General features: G+C 54.1%; 17 protein-coding genes and 1 tRNA gene. 10 read left to right on the top strand and 8 right to left on the bottom strand.

Annotation, left to right across the window (positions count from 1 at the left end):
* Window position 1: 1 nt before the first annotated feature.
* Together F605_RS0105520 and F605_RS0105515 are read left to right on the top strand one after the other, a co-directional pair.
* Complete coding sequence (locus F605_RS0105520; protein ID WP_022864898.1) at window positions 2-1,261, top strand: ABC transporter permease; 1,260 nt, start codon at window positions 2-4, stop codon at window positions 1,259-1,261.
* Complete coding sequence (locus F605_RS0105515; RefSeq protein ID WP_022864897.1) at window positions 1,248-2,396, top strand: ABC transporter permease; 1,149 nt, start codon at window positions 1,248-1,250, stop codon at window positions 2,394-2,396. Before F605_RS0105520 ends, F605_RS0105515 begins: the two co-directional genes overlap by 14 nt.
* 181 nt (window positions 2,397-2,577) lie before the next feature.
* Here F605_RS0105515 and F605_RS0105510 read toward each other — a convergent pair whose 3' ends face one another.
* The gene (locus tag F605_RS0105510) at window positions 2,578-3,198 is read right to left on the bottom strand and encodes a cadmium resistance transporter (RefSeq protein ID WP_022864896.1); all 621 of its coding nucleotides are present in this window, start codon (window positions 3,196-3,198) and stop codon (window positions 2,578-2,580) included.
* Between the two features lie 28 nt (window positions 3,199-3,226).
* Here F605_RS0105510 and F605_RS0105505 point away from each other — a divergent pair, with 28 nt between their 5' ends.
* Together F605_RS0105505 and F605_RS0105500 are read left to right on the top strand one after the other, a co-directional pair.
* Window positions 3,227-3,556, top strand: coding sequence for an ACT domain-containing protein (locus F605_RS0105505; RefSeq protein WP_022864895.1), 330 nt, complete (start codon window positions 3,227-3,229; stop codon window positions 3,554-3,556).
* 50 nt (window positions 3,557-3,606) lie between these two features.
* Window positions 3,607-4,971 (top strand): PFL family protein, encoded by a 1,365-nt coding sequence (locus F605_RS0105500; protein ID WP_022864894.1) that lies wholly within the window; start codon window positions 3,607-3,609, stop codon window positions 4,969-4,971.
* 154 nt (window positions 4,972-5,125) lie between these two features.
* Here F605_RS0105500 and F605_RS10075 read toward each other — a convergent pair whose 3' ends face one another.
* Complete coding sequence (locus F605_RS10075; RefSeq protein WP_308409712.1) at window positions 5,126-6,481, bottom strand: coiled-coil domain-containing protein; 1,356 nt, start codon at window positions 6,479-6,481, stop codon at window positions 5,126-5,128.
* A gap of 266 nt (window positions 6,482-6,747) precedes the next feature.
* On the opposite strand from F605_RS10075, the gene F605_RS0105490 reads away from it, so the two are divergent.
* The 4 genes from F605_RS0105490 to galK all read left to right on the top strand — a co-directional run bounded on the left by F605_RS0105490 (window position 6,748) and on the right by galK (window position 11,306).
* Window positions 6,748-7,986, top strand: coding sequence for a hypothetical protein (locus tag F605_RS0105490; protein WP_022864892.1), 1,239 nt, complete (start codon window positions 6,748-6,750; stop codon window positions 7,984-7,986).
* A complete protein-coding gene (locus F605_RS0105485) occupies window positions 7,983-8,990 on the top strand; it encodes a hypothetical protein (RefSeq protein ID WP_022864891.1) in 1,008 nt (335 codons plus the stop codon). Before F605_RS0105490 ends, F605_RS0105485 begins: the two co-directional genes overlap by 4 nt.
* Window positions 8,991-9,002: 12 nt before the next feature.
* Window positions 9,003-9,929 (top strand): tetratricopeptide repeat protein, encoded by a 927-nt coding sequence (locus tag F605_RS0105480; RefSeq protein WP_022864890.1) that lies wholly within the window; start codon window positions 9,003-9,005, stop codon window positions 9,927-9,929.
* Between the two features lie 75 nt (window positions 9,930-10,004).
* Window positions 10,005-11,306 carry a galactokinase gene (gene galK, locus F605_RS0105475; protein ID WP_022864889.1) on the top strand — a complete coding sequence of 434 codons (1,302 nt, stop codon included), beginning with the start codon at window positions 10,005-10,007 and terminating at the stop codon, window positions 11,304-11,306.
* Window positions 11,307-11,396: 90 nt separating this feature from the next.
* Here galK and F605_RS0105470 read toward each other — a convergent pair.
* From F605_RS0105470 to serS, 4 genes are all read right to left on the bottom strand, one after another.
* Window positions 11,397-11,486: transfer RNA gene (locus F605_RS0105470), tRNA-Ser, on the bottom strand.
* Between the two features lie 56 nt (window positions 11,487-11,542).
* Complete coding sequence (locus F605_RS0105465) at window positions 11,543-12,868, bottom strand: AGE family epimerase/isomerase (protein WP_022864888.1); 1,326 nt, start codon at window positions 12,866-12,868, stop codon at window positions 11,543-11,545.
* 44 nt (window positions 12,869-12,912) lie between these two features.
* Entirely contained in the window at window positions 12,913-13,773 is an 861-nt protein-coding gene (locus F605_RS0105460; RefSeq protein WP_022864887.1) for a nicotinate-nucleotide diphosphorylase, read from the bottom strand.
* Window positions 13,774-13,855: 82 nt separating this feature from the next.
* Window positions 13,856-15,139: a serine--tRNA ligase gene (serS, locus tag F605_RS0105455; protein ID WP_022864886.1), complete on the bottom strand. Its 1,284-nt coding sequence runs from the start codon at window positions 15,137-15,139 to the stop codon at window positions 13,856-13,858.
* Window positions 15,140-15,300: 161 nt separating this feature from the next.
* On the opposite strand from serS, the gene F605_RS0105450 reads away from it, so the two are divergent.
* Entirely contained in the window at window positions 15,301-16,386 is a 1,086-nt protein-coding gene (locus F605_RS0105450) for a diacylglycerol/lipid kinase family protein (protein WP_022864885.1), read from the top strand.
* A 45-nt stretch (window positions 16,387-16,431) separates the two neighbouring features.
* On the opposite strand, the gene pheA is transcribed toward F605_RS0105450, so the two are convergent.
* A complete protein-coding gene (pheA, locus tag F605_RS0105445) occupies window positions 16,432-17,364 on the bottom strand; it encodes a prephenate dehydratase (RefSeq protein WP_022864884.1) in 933 nt (310 codons plus the stop codon).
* Window positions 17,365-17,442: 78 nt separating this feature from the next.
* Between pheA and F605_RS0105440 the strand changes: the two genes are divergently transcribed.
* Window positions 17,443-22,041 carry a hypothetical protein gene (locus F605_RS0105440; protein ID WP_156005286.1) on the top strand — a complete coding sequence of 1,533 codons (4,599 nt, stop codon included), beginning with the start codon at window positions 17,443-17,445 and terminating at the stop codon, window positions 22,039-22,041.
* On the opposite strand, the gene F605_RS10070 is transcribed toward F605_RS0105440, so the two are convergent.
* Entirely contained in the window at window positions 21,984-22,826 is an 843-nt protein-coding gene (locus F605_RS10070; RefSeq protein ID WP_022864882.1) for a glycosyltransferase family 2 protein, read from the bottom strand. The two genes, F605_RS0105440 and F605_RS10070, sit on opposite strands and share 58 nt — an antisense overlap.
* Window positions 22,827-22,971: the final 145 nt, after the last annotated feature.

The following is a 22,971-nucleotide window of genomic DNA, read 5'->3' as shown; positions in this document are numbered from 1 at the left end:
TATGGGGCACCTGATCAGATATAACCTCAAGCTACTGCTGTCCAACCGCACCTTGGTTTTTTGGACACTCGCCTTCCCCATCCTGCTGGGACTGCTATTCAAAGGAGCACTCGGCGACATTGTCAATAAAGAAGCCTTCGATACCGTGCCGATAGCGGTAGTAAACTCCCAGGTCTACCAAGACAGCACCTTCAAAATCGCCTTCGATGACTTAAGCAAAGAAGACTCCTCCCCCGTCAGCTCCAAAAACCAACCCCTATTGAAACTGCGAATGGTCAAGACTCTAGAAGAAGGAAAAAAGCTTTTAGAGGACGAGGAAGTTTCCGGAGTAGTCGAGATTACCGGAACCTCGCAGACAGGTATCAGCCGGGATGCCAAAGCACATTTGACGCTGGCTTCCAACGGGATGGAACAAACCATCTTGAAAGCGATTCTTGACGAAATCGCTCAACGCACCGCTATGATCAGCCAACTGACGCAGCGAGAGATAGCGGCAAACGTTCGCGCTCACTCTCCGCCTGACTTTCAAAATATTCCGCCCGGCCAGCCTCCGGCGTTTAATCCCGGCCAGGTGGCGGCCTCGGTTCAAGACAAACTCGCTAAGAGTGATTTTACTTTGCGTGACCGCAGCCCCAAATCTATGGACTTGCTGATGGCAGAGTTCTTCTCGCTGCTAGCTATGGCTGCCCTGTATGGGGGGATGTTCTCCATGACAGTGATGAATAATGCCCAGCCACCCCTGGGGGTAATCGGCAGACGAGTAGCGGTGGCACCGACCAGCAAAGCCAAACTGATTATTTCCGGGATTATTGCCAGTTACCTACTGCAATTGGTGGGACTGATTTTACTGGTGGCAGTGTGCCACGTCCTGTTCAATATCGATTTTGGCCCCAATTGGGCATTAACCTTCCTGCTGACTTCCCTGGGAGCCCTGGTCGGATTGTCCTTCGGGGTAGCGATTTCCGCGCTCGTGCCTGGCGGGGAAAACATGAAAATTGGAGTCTTGATTTCAGTCACCATGTTGGGGGCGGTACTGGCCGGCATGATGGGCGGAACCATGCGCTACGTAGTAGACCAAAAAGTGCCCCTGGTAAATAAACTAAATCCCACTGCCCTAATCACGGACGGTTTCTATAACCTCTACTATCACCCCGGGTTCCATGGTTTTTGGCAAGATGTCACCTTGCTACTGCTTATTTCCGCAGTGCTCCTGGGAGCCTCCCTGTTCGTCCTAAGGAAGCAACGCTATGATAGTCTTTAAAGGTTTCCTGCAGGTACTGCTGCGCAATATTGCTTTCGTTATTCTCTTTACCACCATCATGGTGGTCATGGGACTGACTGCTTTCCAGACCAGCCCTGGCTCCTCCGGTGATTTCACCGCTTCCAAACCTACAGTTTTGGTTATCAACCGCGGCAACGATACTGCCCTCACTCGGTCTTTTAACTCCTACTTGGCCGGGCAAACCAAGAAAGCAGACACCGGCACTAGCGAACGCGAAATCGACGACGCCCTCTATTACCAAACTTTGTCTTACGTCGTTTACCTGCCCCGCGACTTCACCACTACCATCCTCAAAGGTGAAAAACCGGTGGTAGACGTAAAATCTCGCGCCAGTTCTGAGAGTGCCTCTGCTGAGGTATTAGTAAGCCGTTTCCTGCGGCTGGCTACCGGCTATGGGCAGTATTTAACGGACGAGGACGAGCTGGTCAAAGCGGTAAACTCTAGCCTGAAACTGGATAGTAAAGTCACGCTCACTTCGCATTTAGATCAAAAAACACTCCACAACGTTACCGCCCTGTATAACTTTGGAAGCTACACCCTCATGGCCGGTGCCACCTATGTAATTACCATGGTGCTGGCGGCCTTTTCGGTAATAAACGTACGTAAACGTACCCTGGTTTCGCCCGCCCATCCCTTCCGGATTGACCTGAGCCTAGTAGCCGGATGCGCGCTGATTGTAGCATTTCTGGTGGCACTCAATGTGCTCTTAGTACGATTGCTGCTGCCCGGCATTGCTGATACCGGCCGACAGGGACTTTATGCGCTTAACATCGTGGCATTTGGGCTGCCGGTACTAGCCTTAGGTTTCTTAATGGCAAAAATTACCAATAACAAAGAAGCCCTCAGCGCCATCGTAAACGTGGTGGCCCTAGCCAGTGCTTTCCTATGTGGAGCGTTTATTCCCCGGGAGCTAATGCCCGATGCAGTAGTCGCCATCGGGAGAGCGCTACCCACCTTCTACTACATTGACAACAACAATGCGTTAGCGGAAATGACCAGCTTTAGCGGCGCCGCCGCCTCACAGTTCTGGGTAAATATCGGAGTGCAGGTAGTTTTCACGCTGGCGCTATGGGGCATCGCCATGCTAATCACGCGCCTGCGGAGACGTGCCTAAAAGAAAGCGGCGTCTGTTCGCGCGGGAGTAGATTTTTCCTCCCGCCCAAGAATTCGGAAAACGTAGCGACGTTTTCCGAATTCTTATGCCCGCCGCGCCTACTCGGATAAAATCTACTCCCCCGCTTTAGGTAATCATGACTTTTAGCGACCAGCCCCCGTAGACGCTGCCCTTAATATGCTTAGAGCCAATCGGCGAGGATTAGCACTCCTAGCAAGATAAGTACGCTGGGAAAAATAATTGCTTCAAAGCGTTCCAGGACTTCTGCTAGATGCAAGCGTCCGGTAATCAAGCGGGCCAGCGCCAAGAGCACCCCCGCAAGCAATAAGAATACGGCGCAAAACAGGGCGATTTGCCACCAGGCAGAGAGGGCGAAAACCGGCAGATAGGCTGCGATTTCATCACCCCCATTAGCCATGGTCACCAGGGCAACTGCACCCACACTGACCTTTTTCCCCTTTAGTTGCGCCTCGCCCTCGTCCTCGTCGTCATCCTCTTCTGCAGACAAGCGCTCGTGGATTTCTCCGATCGCCGCTTTTATCCCCAGTGCCAGGGGTATCAGCCCCAAGAAACGCAGGTATTCCTGCGGGATTACCAAACCAGAAATGGCGCTTAAGGCTATGGTGGCTGCCAGGATTACCCCGAAACCTACATATTGACCGGCGCATATGCGCGCAGTAGTTCCCGGATGATTCTGTCCGTGGACAAACCACAAAGTTAGTAACGCCAAGTGGTCAATGTTAGTGGCTACAAATAGCACTAGCGCTTGCACGAGGGTCGAAAAAATCAAACTAGAAGTCACTCCGCCATTATTACCAAAGAGTGCCGAAGTGAAGAAACCGGGGTCAAGAAATCGCGAAATAGCCGGGAAAGAACGTAAGCTGAAGCACGTGAAAGCAATTATGACGGTTACCGGTATCGACCACACCGGGATTATCGCGGCGGTTTCCCAGGCGCTCGCCCAAAATCAGGTGAATATCACCAATGTCTCCCAGACGTTGATGGATGAATATTTCACGATGATTATGCAGCTAGAATTTGACGAGAATCAGATCGGGTTAGCGCAGGTGCAGGTGGCAATGGCTCCAGTAGAGGAGGCCGAACGGCTGGTGATTAAAGTGCAGGCCGAGGAACTGTTCAACGCTATGCATAAACTGTAAATCTGCCTGCCGCTTACCTAGTCAAATCACCGTAACCACGAGGGAGAATCATGGGCGTGGATACCACCGGGGAAATCCTGGAAACCATACAGATGATTGCCGAGGACAACCTCGACGTACGCACCGTAACTTTGGGGCTTTCCCTGCTGGACTGTGCTGACGCCGATATCGAACGAGCCTGCGAGCGGATTGAAGAACGGATTTTAAGCGCCGCCTCCCGCTTGGTTTCGACTGCCGAGGAAGTCGCGGGTGAGTTCGGGGTGCCGATTATTAACAAGCGACTTTCGGTAACCCCAATCTCCCTGGTGGCAGCGGCTTGTCGCACCGATGATCCCCTCCCCTTTGCCCAGACGCTTGATCGAGTAGGTAAGGCCGTAGGGGTAGATTTTGTAGGCGGCTATTCCGCGTTGGTGCAAGCCGGTGCCACCCGCAGCGATTTAACACTAATCGACTCGATTCCCGAGGCGCTTAGTACTACCGACATTGTTTGTTCTTCAGTCAATATTGGTTCCACCCGCAGCGGCATCAATATGAGCGCTACCGCCAAAATGGGGCAGCAGATATTGGCTGCCGCGCAGAAAACTGCTGATCAGGACGGTATCGGGGCAGCAAAACTGGTGGTGTTCGCCAATGCGGTGGGAGACAATCCCTTTATGGCCGGTGCCTTCCACGGGATTGACCAAGCGGATGCGGTAATATCCGTAGGGATTTCCGGCCCGGGAGTAATCGAGAGGGCGCTTGCGGGAGTACGCGGGCGACCTTTTGAAGAATGTGCAGAAGCTATTAAGAAATCAGCTTTCAAAATAACCCGGATGGGACAGCTGGTGGGACAAACCGTGGCTAAACGCCTAGGGGTAAATTTTGGGATTGTAGATTTGTCCCTGGCTCCTACCCCGGCAGTAGGAGATTCGGTGGCCGCTATTTTAGAAGAGCTAGGGGTAGAAACTGTGGGCGCGCCGGGCACTACTGCCGCACTAGCGCTGCTAAACGATGCGGTTAAAAAGGGCGGTCTAATGGCTTGTTCCCTGGTAGGGGGACTGTCTGGTTCGTTCATTCCAGTTTCCGAGGATGCGAATATGATTCAAGCGGTCCAGCGCGGCTCCTTGAACCTGGCGAAGCTAGAAGCTATGACGGCTATTTGTTCAGTGGGACTGGATATGATTGCGATTCCCGGGGACACGCCTGCGGCCACTATTACCGGATTGATTGCCGATGAGGCCGCGATTGGGGTTGCCAACGGGAAAACTACCGCGGTGCGTGTGATTCCGGTGCCGGGTAAAGGGGTAGGCGACCAAGCTAATTTTGGAGGCTTGCTAGGTTGGGCACCGGTTATGGAGGTATCTCCATTTTCTTCGGAAAAGTTTGCTGCCCGCGGCGGTCGCATCCCCGCCCCGGTCCATTCTTTTAAGAACTAGCAGCGACCCAGATCTTCGACAGCTGCGGCACCCCGGAATAGTTTCCGCAACCAGAGCGGACAAACAATTACCTGATCGCAGCTGCAAAAAACTTTGGGCGCGTCTTTGATATTCCAAAGACGCGCCCAAAGTTAGTTAAACGAGCTTATTGAAGTTACTGTTCCTCGCTGGTGAACAGATCGGTAGCCGCCGATTCTTCATCGGGGGTTACCGGAGATACCGGCGGTTCCACCGGAGCCGGCTGTTCACTCTCTACCTCTTCAGTTGCCTGAGCTAGTACTGCCGGCAGCTGCTGCATGGGGGTGAGGCCTTCGAGACCAGTAGCGGTCTCCGAGCCCAGCAAGCCCCGCATTTCTTCGAGGTAAGCGGCGATGGATTCGCGCTGCCGTTCCAAACGCTCCACTGTACGTTGCGCAGCAGCCCGCTCTGCCTGGGCTTCGATCCGGGCAGCTTCGCGCACCTGCTCGGCTTCGCCCTCGGCGGCCGCAATGGTGGCTTCAGCCGCGCGGCGCGCATCTTCCTGACGGCGACGTACCACTGCATCAGTATCGGTTAGCAAGCGCTCTGCCCGCTGCAAAGTTTCACCCAAGTGCTTCTCGGCATCGGCAACCTGAGCCTTAGCGGCAGCCACCATAGCGGAGGTTTCGGAGCGAGACTGCTCATGAGCCTGGGCATCGGCCTCGCGAGCGGCGGCACGAGCGGCCGCGATCTCAGTTTCGGCCTCTTGGCGCATCTGCTGGATCTCGGCACGAATGGTATCCGCGCTTTCCCGCGCTTCCTTCAAAATACTTTCAGACTGGGTACGCGCATCCGCCAAGGTCTTTTCTGCCTGTTCCTTGGCTTCTTCCCGAGTCTTAGTGGCTTCACTCAAGGAGGATTCCCGCAGTGCCTGCGCCTCTGCAGTGGCGTCATTGCGCAGTTGGGAAGCTTCCTGCTCGGCCTTAACCCGCATTTCCACGTAGTCTTTTTCTGCCTGAGCACGCTGCAATTCGGTTTCCCGATCAACGGTTGCTTTCAAGTCAGAAACCTGGGTGTTCGTCTCTGCCCGCAGCGAGGAGGCTTCCCGTTCTGCCGCTGCTACCAGTTCGTCTGCCCGATGCTGCGCATTGGTCAACACTGTTTCTGATTCGGTGGCCGCGGTAGTGGTACGTTCTTCAGCTTCCCGGCGTGCCTCTGAAATCAGGGAGGCAGCTTCCGCTTCTGCCCGCTCGGACATGTCCTGAGCGTTCTTGCGGGTCTTCTCCATCAGCTGCTCGGCTTCAGCATTGGCCTTGTTAATAACCGCGGTAGATTGTTCTTCCGCGCTGCGCAGCAATTGCTCGATCCGCGCGCCGATCCCCGTGTAAGAACTGCGATCAGAAGAACGCAACTGCTTTTGCGCTTCCGCGAGTTGTTCCCCCAAATCCACATTGCGCTGATCAACCGTGTCCAGCTTCTGCTGCAACTCGGTAATCTGGTTATTCAAAGTTTGAATCTGCAAATCGACCTGAACGCGATCATAACCGCGCATTACGATCGGGAAATCAGTTTGTTCTTCCACCTGGTCCTCCCTGAAGATGAGCCGCTGAGATTAGGCATTACTCGGAACATTTTATTCCATTAATCAAGTAGTGCGAAACCCCGTATCACTGCCTAGTCTTTCACTTATTTAAGCCTGAAACCAAACGTTAAGGTAAAATTGACCCTAGTCACACCCCTAACCGGGTATAAGCATCACCGCAGCAAAGAAAGTACAGTGTAGTTATAGTTGTTCAGCTACGACTTGAGGGGAAACTGGTGAACATTTTCTTACGTAGATATTGGCTTCCACTACTTCTAGTAATCGTGGGGGCTCTGGTTGCGCTATCTGGAGTAGCAAGCGCCACCATTTGGAAACCAACTCCGCAGGTCTCGGCATCTTTGCCTAGTAATAGCCAAAAACAAACTTTGGCGATTACCCGACCGGGAATGTTTGAACTCTACGACTCCCCCACCAAAATCACCGTCTCCGGTCAAGGAAAAGTAGCCTTAGCCATCGGCCGCTCGACCGATGTCACTGCCTGGGCAGCTGACCAAAACTATGTAGAAGTTACCGGACAAAAAGATGACACTACCCTATTGACCAAACCGCACCGGGGCAAAGCTGACCCCCGCCAACCCGGAGAAGCTGCCGGGAAAGATATGTGGGTCAAATATAAAGAGGTAGATACCGGCCGCATCAGCGAAACCTGGGATCGTTCTGAGGGCGCATGGTCTCTGATTGCTTGGTCAGAGGAGGGGAACGTACAGCTGACTTTGCAGTGGAAACAGCCAGTTTCTACCCCCTGGTTCTGGCCGCTGCTGATCGCCGGACTGCTATTGGTGTTAATCGGCGCGATTGTGGCTGTACTTCTTAATCGTCTGGCTAAAGCGGCAGCTAAAGAAGAAGCAGAAATACGTAAACGCCGCGAGCAGCGCGCCCAGGAAGCTGCAGCTCAAGGAGAGCAAACCGTACAAATCCCGGCTCTCAATGCGGTTTCTAAGCCTCCTTCGCGTTCAGAACTACGCAAAGCCCGCGAACGTGGGGAGGCCACTATCGAAGTTGAGGGGGTAAAATTCCCCACTGGATTGGTGCCGGTAATTCGTACAGATGCCGACGGAAAAGCCATCAATCCCGAAGCTGAGGCTTCGCTGTCACCAGAAGTTCCAGCCACTAATGAACTTCCCGCTCCCACCATGCCGGCGGCAGAGCTGCCGCGACCGGTGCAAAGCCCACAGCCGGCAGCCTATTCTCCACTCCCAGAAGCTACCCCGGAAGTTTCCTACAACCCGGCAGACTCCCCGCAGCCAGCTCAGTCCTACCAACCGGAGGTCTCTTACAACCCGGCAGACTCTTACCAACCCCCCGCAGCGCCAGCGGAGACAGCTCCTGACCGCGCGGAAGAATGGTTCGAGGACGATGATTTCGACCTGGACGGGTTGGGCGATGGTCCTGATACGGCAGATTTCGAAGGCGATTCCACCTTTGACCAGAGCCAAGGAGGTAGCAACCGATGAGAAAAATGCGAGTACTATTGTCCGTCACTGCAGCTAGCTGTTTAGCAATAACCAGCTTGGCAGGATGCACTAGCGCCGCACAGCGTAAAGAGGTGCCAAACTCTACCCCCACCGAGACTTATCCAGCTCTGCGAGTGGAGCAGGTAGACCCCATCCTTAAGGCAGTTAACTCGGCTTTAGCGGCCGGAGACGCCAAGTTTGATGCCGGAGTATTAAATCCCAGAGTGGCCGGCCCAGCACTGACCATGCGCACCGCGCAATACCAGATGCATCAAAAGAACAACCAAGCACTTCCCACTGCGCTGCCTGCGTCCTCGGAAATCACTACCGTTACCTCCGGAAACAAGTGGCCACGCGCTTTACTAAACGTGACGGGAGCAGATAACAACGGGGCAAAATATGTGGAAGTAATCCGCCAAAACCAGGCAACTAGACCCTATCAGCTATGGCAATGGATGCAGCTCCTCCCCAAGGCATCTTTGCCGGAAACTGACGTAGTGGCTCGCGGATCGAAAACTTTAGATCTCGCTAGTGATGCGAACCTGTTACTTTCTCCGGAAGTAGCGGTCAGCACTTGGGCTCAGACCGTATTTGATGCGAAGGCAAAAAACGCCAACCTAGTGTTCGTAGATCCGCTGATGGAAGGGAAACGCGCGGAATTGAAGGCACTAACCGAGGGAGTGGGTAATGCCGGTAAGGTGGCATCCACCATCACTCCTGCTGATTTTAAAAACAACACCCTAGCGATTAATCTGCCCGCGAAAAATGGGGCACTGGTGGCGACCACCTACACTCAAGAAGTTAAGCTAACCGACGTAGCTAGTGATAAGCCGGTTACCCTCAGCGGTGACGTGGTTAATCTGCTAGACAACGGCAAGGTCACGCAAAAAGCTTCCTGGAGCCGAGTTATCTGCGTGCTACTGCAGATACCCCCCAAGGGCACCAAAGATGGCAAGGTGCGGGTAGTCGCGGCTTCTGAGGTTTTGACGGCGGCCGCTAAGTAAGGAAGGTTTCGATTGGCACAGACACATGGAGCAGTAGATCTTTCCGAGTTCGCTGCTAAAAATACCGCGGATTCTCAACCAGCACCGGCGGGTAATCCTGCCGCTAGCGAAGCTACAGCTAATACTGAAAACGGACTAAACCAGGACGGCGGCGCTAAAATTGCTGGCCCCTTTATTCGCGACGCTGGCGATGACACTTTTGAAGAGGTAGCCGAAACTTCGCTTAAAGTGCCGGTAATTATTGATTTGTGGGCTCCCTGGTGTGGACCTTGCAAACAGCTCGGCCCGATTCTCGAGGAACTGGCCCGTGAATATCAGGGACGGTTCCAGCTGGTAAAAATCAATGTGGATGATTCTCCGCAGTTAGCGCAGGCATTCCGGGCACAATCCATTCCCATGGTGGTGGCGTTAATCGGGGGTAGACCGGCACCGCTCTTCCAAGGGGCGCAGCCTAAAGCCCAGATTAAACCGCTTATCGATCAGGTCTTACAGATTGCGGGACAGGCGGGGCTGACTGGCGTCATGGCTGGGGAAGGTGACCCTGCGCAGGAAGATCCGCGAACCGAAGAAGAAAAAGCGGTAGAAGCGTTGGTCGAAGCAGGCGAATACACAAAGGCCATGGAACAGGCGCAAAAGCTACTACGGAACTCACCTGAGGAAGCCTCCCGTTATCAGGCACTGGTGGACAAAGTTTCCATAGCGCAGCGTTTGCAGGCAGAGGAAGGACAAGACGACTCCGATCCTCTGGTATTGGCAGATCGTTTTTTCCAAGCCGGTAATGAACCGCAAGCTTTTGATCTGTTGCTGTCCCTGATTGCAAAGTCTGTTGACGAGGAGCGCGATGAATATCGGCAACGTCTTCTGGAGCTATTCCGCCTTTCTCGCAACCCCGAGGCAGTGAAATTGGCACGGCAGCGCCTGTCTCGTTTGCTATTTTAGAAACCCTCCCTGCGGGGACTAACTGCAAGGTAGAATGGTTGGCACCAGGCTAAATAGAAAGGTTCTAACGCAACCATGAAACCGGAGTTTATCGCCGCGTATGAGCCGCAAGAGGGCGCACGCCGAGCTAGAGAGCTTTTCGAGAAAACTTTTACAGCCAAGCCGGTAGGAGTCTGGCGCGCTCCCGGTCGGGTCAACGTAATCGGGGAACACACCGATTACAACGGTGGAAAGGCATTGCCCCTCGCCCTCCCCCACGCTATCTATGTGGCGCTACGAGTACGTGAAGACGATCAACTAAAAATTGTTTCTGAAGACTTCCCACAGCTAAGTGTTCATAGCCTTTCTGAGTTAGCAAAAAACTATCCCGCTAGTGGCCCCGGAGCTTTTGTCGGGGGCGTGATTTTAGGTTTGCGGCAGGTACTCAATGATCGCGGTCAAAATGAAAAGGCACGAGAACTCGCGCAGAAAGTCCCGGGATTAGAAGTAGCGATAGCTTCCAGCGTTCCTTTAAGCGCCGGCCTGTCTTCTTCCGCCGCTTTAGAATGTGCAATCGCGGTGGGCATTAATGACCTTGCTTCGTTGCGACTGTCAGACAACTTTGAGGGAAGGAAATTGCTGGTAGAGGCCGGAAAAATAGCTGAGAACCGCTATGTGGGAGCCCCTACCGGAGGCCTAGATCAATCTGCTTCTATGCTTTGTGAACAGGATCGTGTCCTGGAGTTGGATTGCTCCACCTGGCAAACTCGTTCGCATCCCTTTGATCTGTCTGCGCTTGGCCTATCCCTACTAGTGATCGATACCTGCACTTCCCATGATCTTGCGGACGGACAATACGGGGCACGCCGCGCAGCCTGCGAAGCTGCGGCTCAGGTTTTGGGGGTAAAAGAACTTGGTGAGCTGGTACCGAAGAAGATTGCGTCCTCCGATAACCTCACCGACTTAGAATTCGCGGACTATCCGCCCTCTTGGGTGCAATCGCAGTTAGATAAATTGGAGGATGCGGAGCAAGTTTCCAGAGTGCGCCATGTACTTACCGAGATCGCTCGCTGCCAGCGGTTGTGTGAGCTTTTAGAAGCGGGCGCGGATCTAGATCAATGGCGCAAGTTGCTAGATGCCTCCCACAAATCTTTACGGCGTGACTACGAAGTTACCTGCGAAGAACTAGATGTTGCGGTGGAAGCAGCCCGGAAGGCCGGTGCTTATGGCGCCAGGATGACGGGAGGAGGCTTCGGGGGGTGCGTCATCGCCCTGGTTCGCAGCGATCAGCTAGAGGCAACTGCCCAATCCGTACTAGAAGCCTTCGTTAAAGCCGGCTTTAACCAGCCCCGATTCCTCTGCGCATCGCCCTCTGCCGCAGCCGATAGAGTGGCATAAGCTGTAATCTTATTTTCCCAGCGGAACTTTGGCGTTAATGCCGTAAAAAGACTAAATGCCCTCACCAGAATCAACTTCCAGTGAGGGCATTGGCGGAGAGTAAGGGATTCGAACCCTTGATACCCTTGCGGGTATAACGGTTTTCAAGACCGTCTCCTTCGGCCACTCGGACAACTCTCCTGGCCTACGCTAAAGCGTAAGGACAAGCCCCATGTTACAGTTGCTAACCGCCAGAGCTAAAATCCGCCAAATCTTTTCTTCCGACTGGGCTCCTCAGACAGCGGCTTGTCTAGTTTCCCCTGCGCCAGAGCCGTCGCAAAGGCGGGCGCCAACGGCAAGCGGGGCAGCAGTACCGCCTGAACCGCATGATAAACACTGTCACGCAGTTTTTGATTCTCTAGATCCAGAGGCTGATTATCCGGGGAGAGCCGATGCACGATCCGCCCACCACGCACCAGAAAATGCTCATAGGCGAAATCTAGCCAGGCGCGATAGCAATGTTCGTAGTGGTCCACTTCCTCTGCTAAGGATCCCTCTTGCTGAGCGACCCGGAGCAAAGTAACTGCCGCTCCGATTGCCTCGAACTGTACCCAGGCCTGACGATCCCGGATCACCGGTTTGCCTTCCCAATCCACGGTGAAGGCAAACCCGGGAGCCCCATCACGCCTCCAGGCATCTTCTCGAGCCCGCTCAAATATTCCGGTTGCAGCTTCATTCATCCATGCGGGAACTTCTTTTCCACTGATTTGCAGCATCGCCCGCGCCTCAAGCATCAGACGCGAGAACATGAAGGAGTGACCCACATCAGATCCGTATGCACGGTGAGTTTCCTGCGGATTTTCCCGGTTATACCCCAGTAGCGGCTGCCACTGACTGTCATAATGCTCCGGGATTCGCCAATTGTATTCGCGCGATACCCGGGCAACTCGCTCCAGAATCCGCAGCGTGCGATCCATCCACTTACTGTCATTAGTAACCTGAGCTAACAGCATATATGCCTCTGCCATATGCATATTAGAGTTCAGACCCCGGTAGTCTTCGCAAACAGAATAGTCGCGATCGAAACTTTCGCAGACCATCCCCGCTTCCGGATCCCACCAGTGCAGATCATTATCCCGAATGGCTTCTTGCATCAGTTCATGGGCACCGATACGATCCGCAGCAGTTGCCGAGGCCGCTCCCAACAGTAAAAATGCGTGAGAGTAGGAACGTTTATCGTCACGTCCTTTATAGGGGATCGCCTTTCCATCCTGGTCAAGTTCATGCTCAATAGCATCGAACCAGCCGCCATTTTCAGGGTCGCGGAAATACTGGTTAAGGCAGCGAATCCCGTGTTCTACCAGGCGGCGACATCCGGGTACCCCCAGCAACACCCCGAGAGAAAACACGTGTACCATCCGGGCGGTTAGATACAACTGAATCGGCTGCTCTAGGTCGACTTCGCCGTTTCGATCTAGGCAGGCGAATCCCGTTTTCACCTCTGATTTACGCCCGTAATCCAGCAAGTCCTGCAAACAGCCAGACAGCCAACGGTTGTGTTCGATTGAGTCGAACCAAAACATTGTTCAGCTCCTTTGTTGATGTTTTCTTTGGGGCAGGTAAAAGACTAGACAAACTTCATCTGGTGACGCACGGGGGTAACCGTGTCAGTTAAAGCGGGTACCGCCAAATAATCCACTCCGGACTCGCCATAAGCACCGGCATCTTCCAGATTTACATCTCCCCTGACTTCCAACAAGGTTCCCGGATTAATCGTCTGGCGGTGATCAGCTGCCATGGTTGCCTGTTCCGGGGGGAATCCTTGTAGAGCTACCAGGTCAACCCGCATTTTTAGCAAAGGATCCAAGTCTTGCAGCCGATCTATTTCTACCTCAATCGGTTTGCCCTGGGCCGCCGTACGCACGTGGTTGATAACGTCTCCCAGACCGGTTCCCAGTTTCAGATGTTCCACCGTCACCCGCGGGAAAGAACCGACGCCAAGGCGAGAAGTCATCCCATCGCCGACTCGAACCGCATATTTTTCAAGCTCACCTAAGTCAGGAGTAACCGAAAGCGTATCCCTTACCACCAGTTTTGTCTGCGAGAGCGCCTGAGCCCATTGCGCGGTCTTTGTAGCAATCCCCGACAGATGCGATAAGAACCAGAGGCAAAGATCCCTGGCTTCCAATAGACCGCGAGTATCACCACTGAGCTCCAAAACCGGAGTTCCCGCAGTTACCGTGGTGCCATCGGCAATCCGTAAGTGCAGTTCATAGTCCCCGAGCACTTGCTTTAGTACTTCGCGAGCAACGGGGATACCGCAGATCCGACCATCCTGGAGGGCTACAAATTGCACGCGGGCACGGCTATTTTCTGGCACTATCGCAGCAGTAGCAATATCTTCCCCGTAGCCTCGGTAGCTTTCGAGAGCGCGCTCAACCACTTTGGGCACATAATCTCCCTGAGGATACTGCAGGTAATCAGCCATCGATTCTCTCCGTCCCTTTAGTAACTATTTCGGGATACCCGAGGGCGCCCTAGCCTAATCTTTTCATGCTTTGCGCTCAGATTTAGGCGTTCGGTACTGGCTCTAGTACTTCTTTTCCTCCCAAATAGGGACGCAGCGCCTGGGGAACATACACTGAACCATCTGCCTGCTGATGATTTTCCAAGATAGCAACCAGCCAGCGGGTACACGCTAAAGTGCCGTTCAAAGTAGCAACCGGCTGAGTTTTTCCGTTCTCGTCCCGGTAACGAATCCCCAGGCGACGTGCCTGATAGGTGGTGCAATTAGAGGTGGAAGTTAGCTCTAAGTAGCGTTCTTGGCTGGGTAGCCAAGCTTCACAATCGAACTTGCGGGCCGCAGAAGTACCCAAATCTCCAGCGGCGGTATCGATTACTCGATAGGGCAACTCCACCTTTGCCAACATTTCTTCTTCTAAAGCCAGCAGACGCTGGTGCTCATCCTGCGACACTTCGGGTCGGCAGTAAGAAAACATCTCTACCTTGTTGAACTGATGCACCCGAATAATCCCGCGTACATCTTTACCGTGCGACCCGGCTTCCCGCCGATAACATGCTGACCAGCCAGAATAACGTAGAGGTTCTTCCCCTAGCTCCAGGATTTCTCCGCCGTGGTATCCCCCGAGGGCAACCTCTGAGGTACCTACTAGGTAGAGATCATCGGCAGGTAGGTAATAGATTTCTTCGGAATGTTCAGTTAGGAATCCGGTTCCCCGCATCGTATCGGGAGTGACCATCGTGGGGGTAGTCATAGGGATGAATCCGTGCTGCTCTGCCAAATCCCAGGCGCAAGTGAGCAGCGCCAGTTCCAGGCGCGCCCCGATCCCTCGTAGATAGTAGAAGCGGGAACCAGATACTTTAGCACCCCGCTTAACGTCGATTGCTTGCAGCATCTCCCCGATTTCCAGGTGATCACGCACCTTGATGCCCGCGGCAGCAAAATCGCGAATCTTTGAGCCGCGGTGGGCAATAACTTCGTAGTCGTCCTCGCCGCCCGCGGGAATCCCGGGAATAATGATATTCGGCAGTGCCGCCAACAACTCCTGGGCTTTAGCGGAAGCTGCTCCCGCTTCAGCCTCAGCCTCTTTAACTTTTGCTGCCAGCTCTTTGGCTTGGGCTAGCACCGCTGCCCGCTCACTGGGGTCGGCTCGCCCAATGCTCTTTGAAAGCGCTTTTTGCTCCGCGCGCATGGATTCAAAATCTTGCTGTTTTTTCAGTCGGAGCCCATCAGCGGCCAGTACCTCATCGATCCGGGCGGGGTCATCCCCGCGGGCAATTAGGGAATCTTTAGCGGGCTGCGGATCCTCACGCAGCTGACGAATATCAATCATGTTTTTATCATATCGTCACCGAGCATCGCTTCTCATCTTGCCTTTCCTGGCGAACACCTGGAACCCCCGATCTCGGCGGGATTTGGCACTTGCTAGCCGTCGCTTCTGTCCTAAATACCTGCTAGCCCAGAGCTCACTACAAATGTTCTAAACTAGCTGCTATGACCACTGTGCTCTGGATTCTGGTAATCGTGGCGCTGGCTTTAGGAGGTATCGCTCTGTCCTGGGCGGTTAATGCCCGCCGGATTGCCACCCGGGCGATGAAACTTGCGATAAAACAAGGATTTTCTGCTCCTGCCACTACCTGCAGCAATGAATCTTCAAAACGGGTGGTGGTCATTTATAACCCCATGAAGATTGCGGATCCGAATGAATTCCGCCGCATCGTTACCCAGCGTGCCCAATCTACCGGGTACGAGGAGCCGATTTTCTTAGAAACCGACCCGGAGTCTTTAGGAGCTAGCCAAGCTAAAGAAGCGATCCGACAAGAAGCAGGACTGGTTATTTCTGCCGGTGGGGACGGTACTTTACGGATTATCGCGGCTACCTTGGCCGAAAGCCGGATTCCGCTCGGGATTTTGCCCCTGGGTACCGGGAATCTTTTAGCCCGCAACCTCAACATTCCCATTAATTCTCTTCCCCGCGCCTGCGAGATTGCCTTTACCGGGAAAAACACCGGGGTGGATTTGGGGCATCTGCAAACTGAAACCGGAGCGGAGTTTCCTTTTCTGGTCATGGCGGGGATTGGCTATGACGCCGAGGTTATGAGCCGAGTGTCTAACAAACTCAAGGAGTCGATCGGGTGGGGCGCCTATGTGGTTTCTGGAATCGCGGCCTCGAATAAACCTCCGATCACTATGGACGTTGCGTTTGGGGGACAGTCCCATTCACGCACCCGCAAAGTCAATACCCTGCTATTTGCCTCCTGCGGGGAACTGGTGGGTGGGATTCCGCTCTTGCCGGAGGCTAACCCGCATGATGGCTGGTTAGAAGTATTAATGCTGAGTGTCCGCGGCGGCTTAATTGGGTTTTTAGAGGTAATCAGCGGAGTATTTCGCGATAGTTTAGGGGTCAAAAAACTCACTGCCGGATTGGTATCGAAAACCGATGTGATCCGCACCCGGACAGCCAGCGCCAAGGTGCACGGCGAACCCCGGATGATTCAGGTCGATGGCGATACCGTAGGCAGCTATCGAGAGATTTCTGCTTCTTTAGATAGCGGAGCGGTAGTGGTACGCGTCCCCTAGGAGGCTCCCCGCTATATTCGGCTCCTATCTGCCTATACTTTTAACTTATTTGCGCAAAATCGAATCCACCCAGCCCTGGGCGCGCTGGAAATCACTATCCCCGGTGCGCGGAGCATGGTCATTTCTTACCTGGTCGGCGCGGGCATAGGAACCTAGGAAACGTAAGTCTTCACTGATGCGATAAAGACCGCGCAGCGCGGATTGCACCCGTTCTTCTCTCACGTGTCCATCCAGGTCGATACTAAAAACGTAGCGTCCCGGTTGTCCTGCCAGGGGACGAGACTCAATACGGCTAAGGTTGATTCCCCGCGCCGAAAATTGTTGCAGCATCTCTAGGAGCGCCCCGGAGCGATAGTCATTAGGTAAACGCACTTGGATAGTGGTTTTATCTGCTCCGCAAGCTTGCGGTACCTGACCGGGATTCGCTACTTCCACGAAACGCGTAACTGCCCCCGGATTGTCGGCTACGTCCTCGTAAAGAGGCGTAAGCCCATAGGTCGTTACTGCTGCCCGCGAGGCTAGCACCGCTTGGAAACCCGCATCTCCCTCGGAAAGCATCCGCGCTGATTCCGCGGTAGAAGTGGTGGCTACATGAACTGCCCCCGGCAGATGGTCGGCCACCCAGTTGCGGCATTGCGCCCAGGCGTGAGAATGGGTGCCGATGTGGGAAATATCGGAAAGCTGCGTCCCTTCGCGCACCGCTAAGGTGAACCCTACCGGGACAATCATTTCCGCTACGATTTGCAGGCGTTTGTCCCACCCCAGAGAGTCCAAGGTGGCGCTCACGCCTCCTTCAATCGAGTTTTCGATTGGCACCACCGCCCGATCAGCTTTCCCATCCCGTACCATGTCCATGGCTAGGCGTTCTCCGGCACAGGGGAATAACCGGGCATCCTCGGGGGCTACTTGCAGCAATGCCTGGTGACAGAAAGTTCCTATCGGGCCTAAGAAGGCATAGTTTTTAACTGCTGTATTCATTTTCGCTTCCTTTTTCTACTGCTTTCACGATACTAGGAAGAATGTCCTTTACCCCCATCTAGACCGTAGAATGTGGCTATGGCAAGAACGGTTAAGCACTTCCTCCTCGCGGGCTTCACCCTTCTATTCAGCCTGTTCTTTACGGTACTTACTCTGCCTTTAGGTCTTGCCGAGGCTACTACCTGGGAGCCGGAGCCCGCCCCTAAGACCCTCACCCCGGCGCAAAAGGTTTACTATCCGGACCTCGACACCTACTCGACGCCGCGGGTAAGAAACCCGCTCCTGGTGGCACTAACTAGCAATCTATCCTGGCAAGATATCTCGAAAAATTTCAAAAAATACCCGCAGCTAATGAAATATGCCGCGGCGGGCAGTGTCGGTAACCTGGCAGCCCCCGGATGTCTTAGCGAATCCGTGTTGACCATACAAAACGGCACTGCTTCCTCGGCCTGGAATCCCTGCCCCCAAGCGGAGGTGGCGGGCGGGAAAATAGCAGGAATGCCCGCAGAGTACTGGCGGGGACCTAAAGAGGCGAGCCCGGGACAATTAGCGGGAATTTTGGAGGCTTTCGGGATTAAGGCGCGCGCGATTGGCCCCCAGGCCGGATTACTCCTCGCTTCCCCAAAGGGGGAAGTTAAAGACTATAAAGCGCTCCCCGCTTCCGCGCGCCGGCTCACGACACAGGTGAAAGCCGGTATGGACGCGGGCGGGCTCACGGTAGTAGATTTGACCTCCTTGGCCAATCCGGAACAGCAGCTAGCAATGCTAGAGGGGGCGCTGGCCGGATTGACTCCCCAATCCGATTTGATTTCCCTGTCCCTAGTGGCGGGTTCGGGGAATTCTGCCCCCCAGGTGCTGAGTTATTCCCCCTCCGAAGCTACCGGCCTAGCCACTTCCGCGAGTACTAATGTTACAGGTCTAGCCACTTTAGCGGATATTAATGCCCAGATCCTTTTCCGTTTTGCCCTACCTGTGCCCGATAAAAACCACGGGGCAGCACTAACAACTAGTAGTCTCCCAGACCAGATACAACCTTTAATAAATCTAAATAATGCCGCCACTAATTCCGCGCAACAAAACCTGCAGCTGCGTTTAGATTATTTACAAAACCAGGCAGATCGCTCCAGTAGCAGCAGCTACGCAAAAACCTGGTTTTATTTGGCTATTTTCTGCTGTTTCTTCTTTACTTTAGGGGGATATCTGTGGTGGCGGATGCGGGCGCCACAAAAGCGTCGCCGCAGCGGGCTCGCTCTAAGTGCCGCCGGAGTTTTCACCGCTTTGCTTTTCCCCGCCTCTTTTTGTCCCTATCTGCTAGCAGGTGCTGATTGGTCGGCGTCTGCTGCCTGGATAAGTGGGGCGATAATCCTAATTGCATTAACGTTAAGCGCTTTGCTGGCGCTGCTGGTTTTTGCGCTGCGCCAAAGTTTTGCTTTCCCTCCCGCTTTATCGGCGCGTGCGGCGGGCATAGCTGCCAGCGCCCTCACCTTGGGGATTTTACTATTTGCCCGTCAAGACGCTGATTATGCGCAACTGGGATCCCCGCTCGGCTATAACGTTCTGGCAGGTCCTTTCTTTTGGCAGCTATCTGCCGAAGCCACGTCCTTAGCGCTTTCCTGCGTGGCATTAGCGGCGATTTGTATCCTGGCGTCCTTTTCGTCTCTGCGTGCCTTCTGGCATAAACACCTCCTTAAATGCCGAGTAATAACTGTGGTAGCAGCGGCAACCCTATTTACCTGCATCTACCTGTGGGCAGGTTTATCTGCCTTGCTCTGCGGTCTGCTTTTCCTCGCGCCTCTTACCGTAGCTTTACGGGCCTATGGACTTATCGTTCCGGACCCAAATTCCGTTTCGCGTCCTCGCTCTGGTTTCCGAGCCGTGTCGGTAGCTGCAGTACTGGGAGCAGTTGCCCTGGCGGGAGCGGGGATAATCGGCATTTGGGGGGTTAATCCCGACGCTCCTGCCACTAAGATCGCTTCCTTACCCAAGTCCGCAGACACTAAAGTTGCGGTAATTTTTACTTCCGGTCTGTCCTGGGAGGATCTAGTGGCCGCGCAGCCGCAGCTGGTAGAAAACTCTCCGGGAGTAAAGAGCGGGACGCTGTTTTCTCTGGCTCCCTACCCGCTTAAAGCCATGGCTTGTCCCCAGGATGCCTGGTTGGCATTTTCGGCCGGCAAAGCCCCGTCTCGATATTCTCTCGCCGGACGGAACCTGTGTTTACAGCCCGAAGCTTTAGACGAAGATGAGCGGGTGAAAATGTGGGAGTACTATCAGCGCGCTGCTGAAGCGAGCTCCCTGGCGGCTCGACTGGGGGGATTTGCTGACCAACTGCGTCAAAACCAAATTTCTGCGGGAGCTATTGGCAATAGCGCCGCCTTAGCGCTAGCAGATGAGGACGGGGTTATCCGCGGGCAAGTTGACGACACTACCCCCTTGGCCACTGGATATGCGCAGGCAGTACACAAGATGGTATCTACACATACCCTCACCTTGATTGATGCGCAAGCTGCTCCTCAGAACCTTAACCCGGAGCGCCAGACCCAAGAGATACTCGCCCAACGGGAAGATCTTTTTAATTTCCTCGACCCGTCCTCGGGGAAATCTCAACTGAAAAAAACCCAGATTTGGGATCCGGTTTGGCTCCTGCAAAACGGCGGCTCTCTGTCGGGGAACTCTTTACAGGCAGGCACCCTGGTAAGCGATTCGGCAAACCCTAGCCCGCAGGAATCAGATCGCAATAGACTTCGCCGTGAAGAGATGACCCCGCAGGAAAATCCCACTCCGCCGACCACGCCCGGATTATTTGGGGATTCTGACCAGCCGTTCTCACCCGAGGATTTACACCTCCTAGAGCTTTCGACAGTGCTTAGTCCCGACGAAAAAGTTGATCACGAGTACTTAGCGCAGACTCGTAAGCAAAATGCCCGACTGTTTCCGACAGTATCGACCTATCCTGATCTGCGCGGGATGCAGCCTGCCCGAATCACGCTTGCGCAACAAGAAAAGCAAATACACGCCCTGGAGAACACCTTGGCAGCGCTTCCAGAAGGTACTCGCGCCCTGGTGGTTTCCGCCAGCCCCGATTCTGCCCTCCAACGCTTACAGGCGGCCATGATCTACGGGAAAGGTATCACCGCGGGGATAGCTTATTCTCCCTCTACCCATCAAGTAGGGATTGCGCAGACCGCGGATTTACCGGCTACGGTACTGGACTGGCTGGGAGCTCGCGACGAAAAGTTGAGCACTTCGGGTTCTCCCCTCATGATTAGCGCTAATGACGCTCAAAGTGCTACTGATCGCCTCGAACGCCTAGCGGGTACTTCTCAACGCGCTGATGCTAGCTATGCACGTCTGGGACTAACCCCGAGCAGTTTTGTAACCTTTGCTGCCGGCGCCCTGTTAGTGTTGGCGCTGTCGCTAGTTGTATTGCTGCAACTAAAACCGAGCGCGCGGCGGCCGCATTTAAGAACCCAACTTGGCCTGCTCGGACAGTTCCTTTGCCTGGGGGTCGCTGCCCTGCCCGCCGCCTGCTTAGGGGCCGCCATGCTTCCCTGGTGGGAATCAGAATCACCCACCGCCTTTTTCATAACTAGCAGCATCTTGATTGCCTCGCTACTTGCTCTGGTTGCCTGTACCGGCCCCTGGCGGCGCCGCCCCATCGGACCGGCACTGGTGGTGGCCGCTTTTAGCGCCTTTTTCATTTGCCTGGATGTTGCCACCGGTTCCCATATTTCAATGGATTCCCCCTTCGGGTCATTTTCACTACTAGGAGCCCGTTTCTTTGGGTTCGGTAATGTCTACTACTCGGTATGTGCCATCTGGACGCTGTTGCTCTGTGGGTGTCTCACTCCCCTTGCTAAACGCGCAGTCTTCGGGAAGAAAGCGCTTACCCGATCGCAGATATGGCTATCGAACCTGTTGATCGCGTTGCTAGGGATGGCCTTTATGGTTATCGACGGACTCCCGCGTTTCGGCGCTGATTTCGGGGGGCCAATATCCTTCTTGCCCGGTTTCTTAATACTGGTACTGCTACTTAATGGGAAACGGATAGGACTAAAACGGATAGCGCTGGTGCTGCTGGTTGCAGGCGGGGCGTCCGTTAGCCTGGCGATTGCCGACTGGATGCGACCGGCCTCCCAAAGGACGCATTTGGGAAACTTTGTACAGTCCGTTTTAAACGGCGACCTTCAGGTGATCCTTACCCGTAAAATCTTCGCGAATCTAGCAAGCTGGGGATCAACAACTTACGTCTGGTCACTGCTTTGTTGCCTGCTAGTTTTCTGTTTACTGGTGATTCCCGCGCTGTCGAAAACCGTGATCCCAACGAACCTTTTCCTACCGGACAATCTGGCGTCCCCCCTCCTCATTAATCCTTATCCCCACAGAGAAGGCAAGCAGAATTATTGGCTGCGCGTCCGCGCCTATCTGGCAAATCTGGGAGCCTTCGCTACCTCGCTCTTGTTGCGTATACGTCCTCGCCTGGGCGAAACCCCGCTGGCAGAAAAAGAAAGTACCCTGCGGATCACCCTGTTAGCTATCGGGATTAACCAGTTATTCGCTTATTTATTAAATGATTCCGGCACGCAACTACCTGCCACGGGACTATTACTGACCGCTCTGGCTTACTGCTCGGCAGTCTTTGCCTCTTTGCCCGGAGCTTCCCGGGGCACAGCTCGATAGACTTTGCCCGGTTTTTGTTTCAACGCGGCATCTAAGAACTTGTGGGGTTTGACGTGAACCCGGCGGGCACGTAGCCTACCCAGAGCTTTCGCCACGTCAATAAACTGATGTAGGCGATGCATCTGGGATCTAAAATCTCTCCGACTAACCCGGTGGGTAAAGTTTACCGGTACCTCTTTCACCGAAAAACCTGCGCTAAGCAGACTAATTGTCATATCAGTTTCGACTCCCCAACCAGCAGCCAAGGGTAAGACAGCTTGGAAAGCGGCGGTGGTGAGACAGCGCTGCCCCGATAGCGGAGCCTGCGGATTCCATCCGGTAGTGCGCCTAATTGCCCATCTGGATAAACCGAGTACAAATCCGTGGCCACCCGCCCCAGCCGGCTTGGGTAAAACCGCAATAGTACAGTCAGTTTCTCCCTTAATAACCGGCTCGATTAGCGGAGCCGCCTCAGCAGCACTATCAGCGAGGTCAGCGTCTAAGAATAGTAGCAGCGGTGGTTTTTCTCCTTTGATTGCCCGCATAGCCACTACCTTGGCGCCCGTTTCCATAGAGGAAGCTTTCCCCCGGTTTACCGTGTGACGGACAGTTACTGCCCCGGCCTGTCTGGCTACTTCGCGAGTATCATCTGAAGAACCATCATCGACCACTACGATCAATTCCAGATCGACGAAAGGTAGCGCTTTTACTGCTCTAACGGTCATCCCAATACGCTCAGCCTCATCTTTTGCGGGAATAATTACCGCCACGCGCTGATCTGCTTGTCTATCTGGATCTACATGCATATTTTGCCTCAGTTTTACCTATTCTTTTAGGCCCAAACCTATAGCTTTATTCTAACCACAAATAGGGAACTTGCGAACCTGTTTGACAGCTGCAACGCTCTCTTTCTCGACCACCTAAAGGTAGCGTTGCTATTTCCAGCTCACA

The organism is Varibaculum cambriense DSM 15806, from assembly GCF_000420065.1.
GTDB classification, from domain to species: domain Bacteria; phylum Actinomycetota; class Actinomycetes; order Actinomycetales; family Actinomycetaceae; genus Varibaculum; species Varibaculum cambriense.
This window is presented reverse-complemented; position numbering and strand designations above follow the sequence as displayed.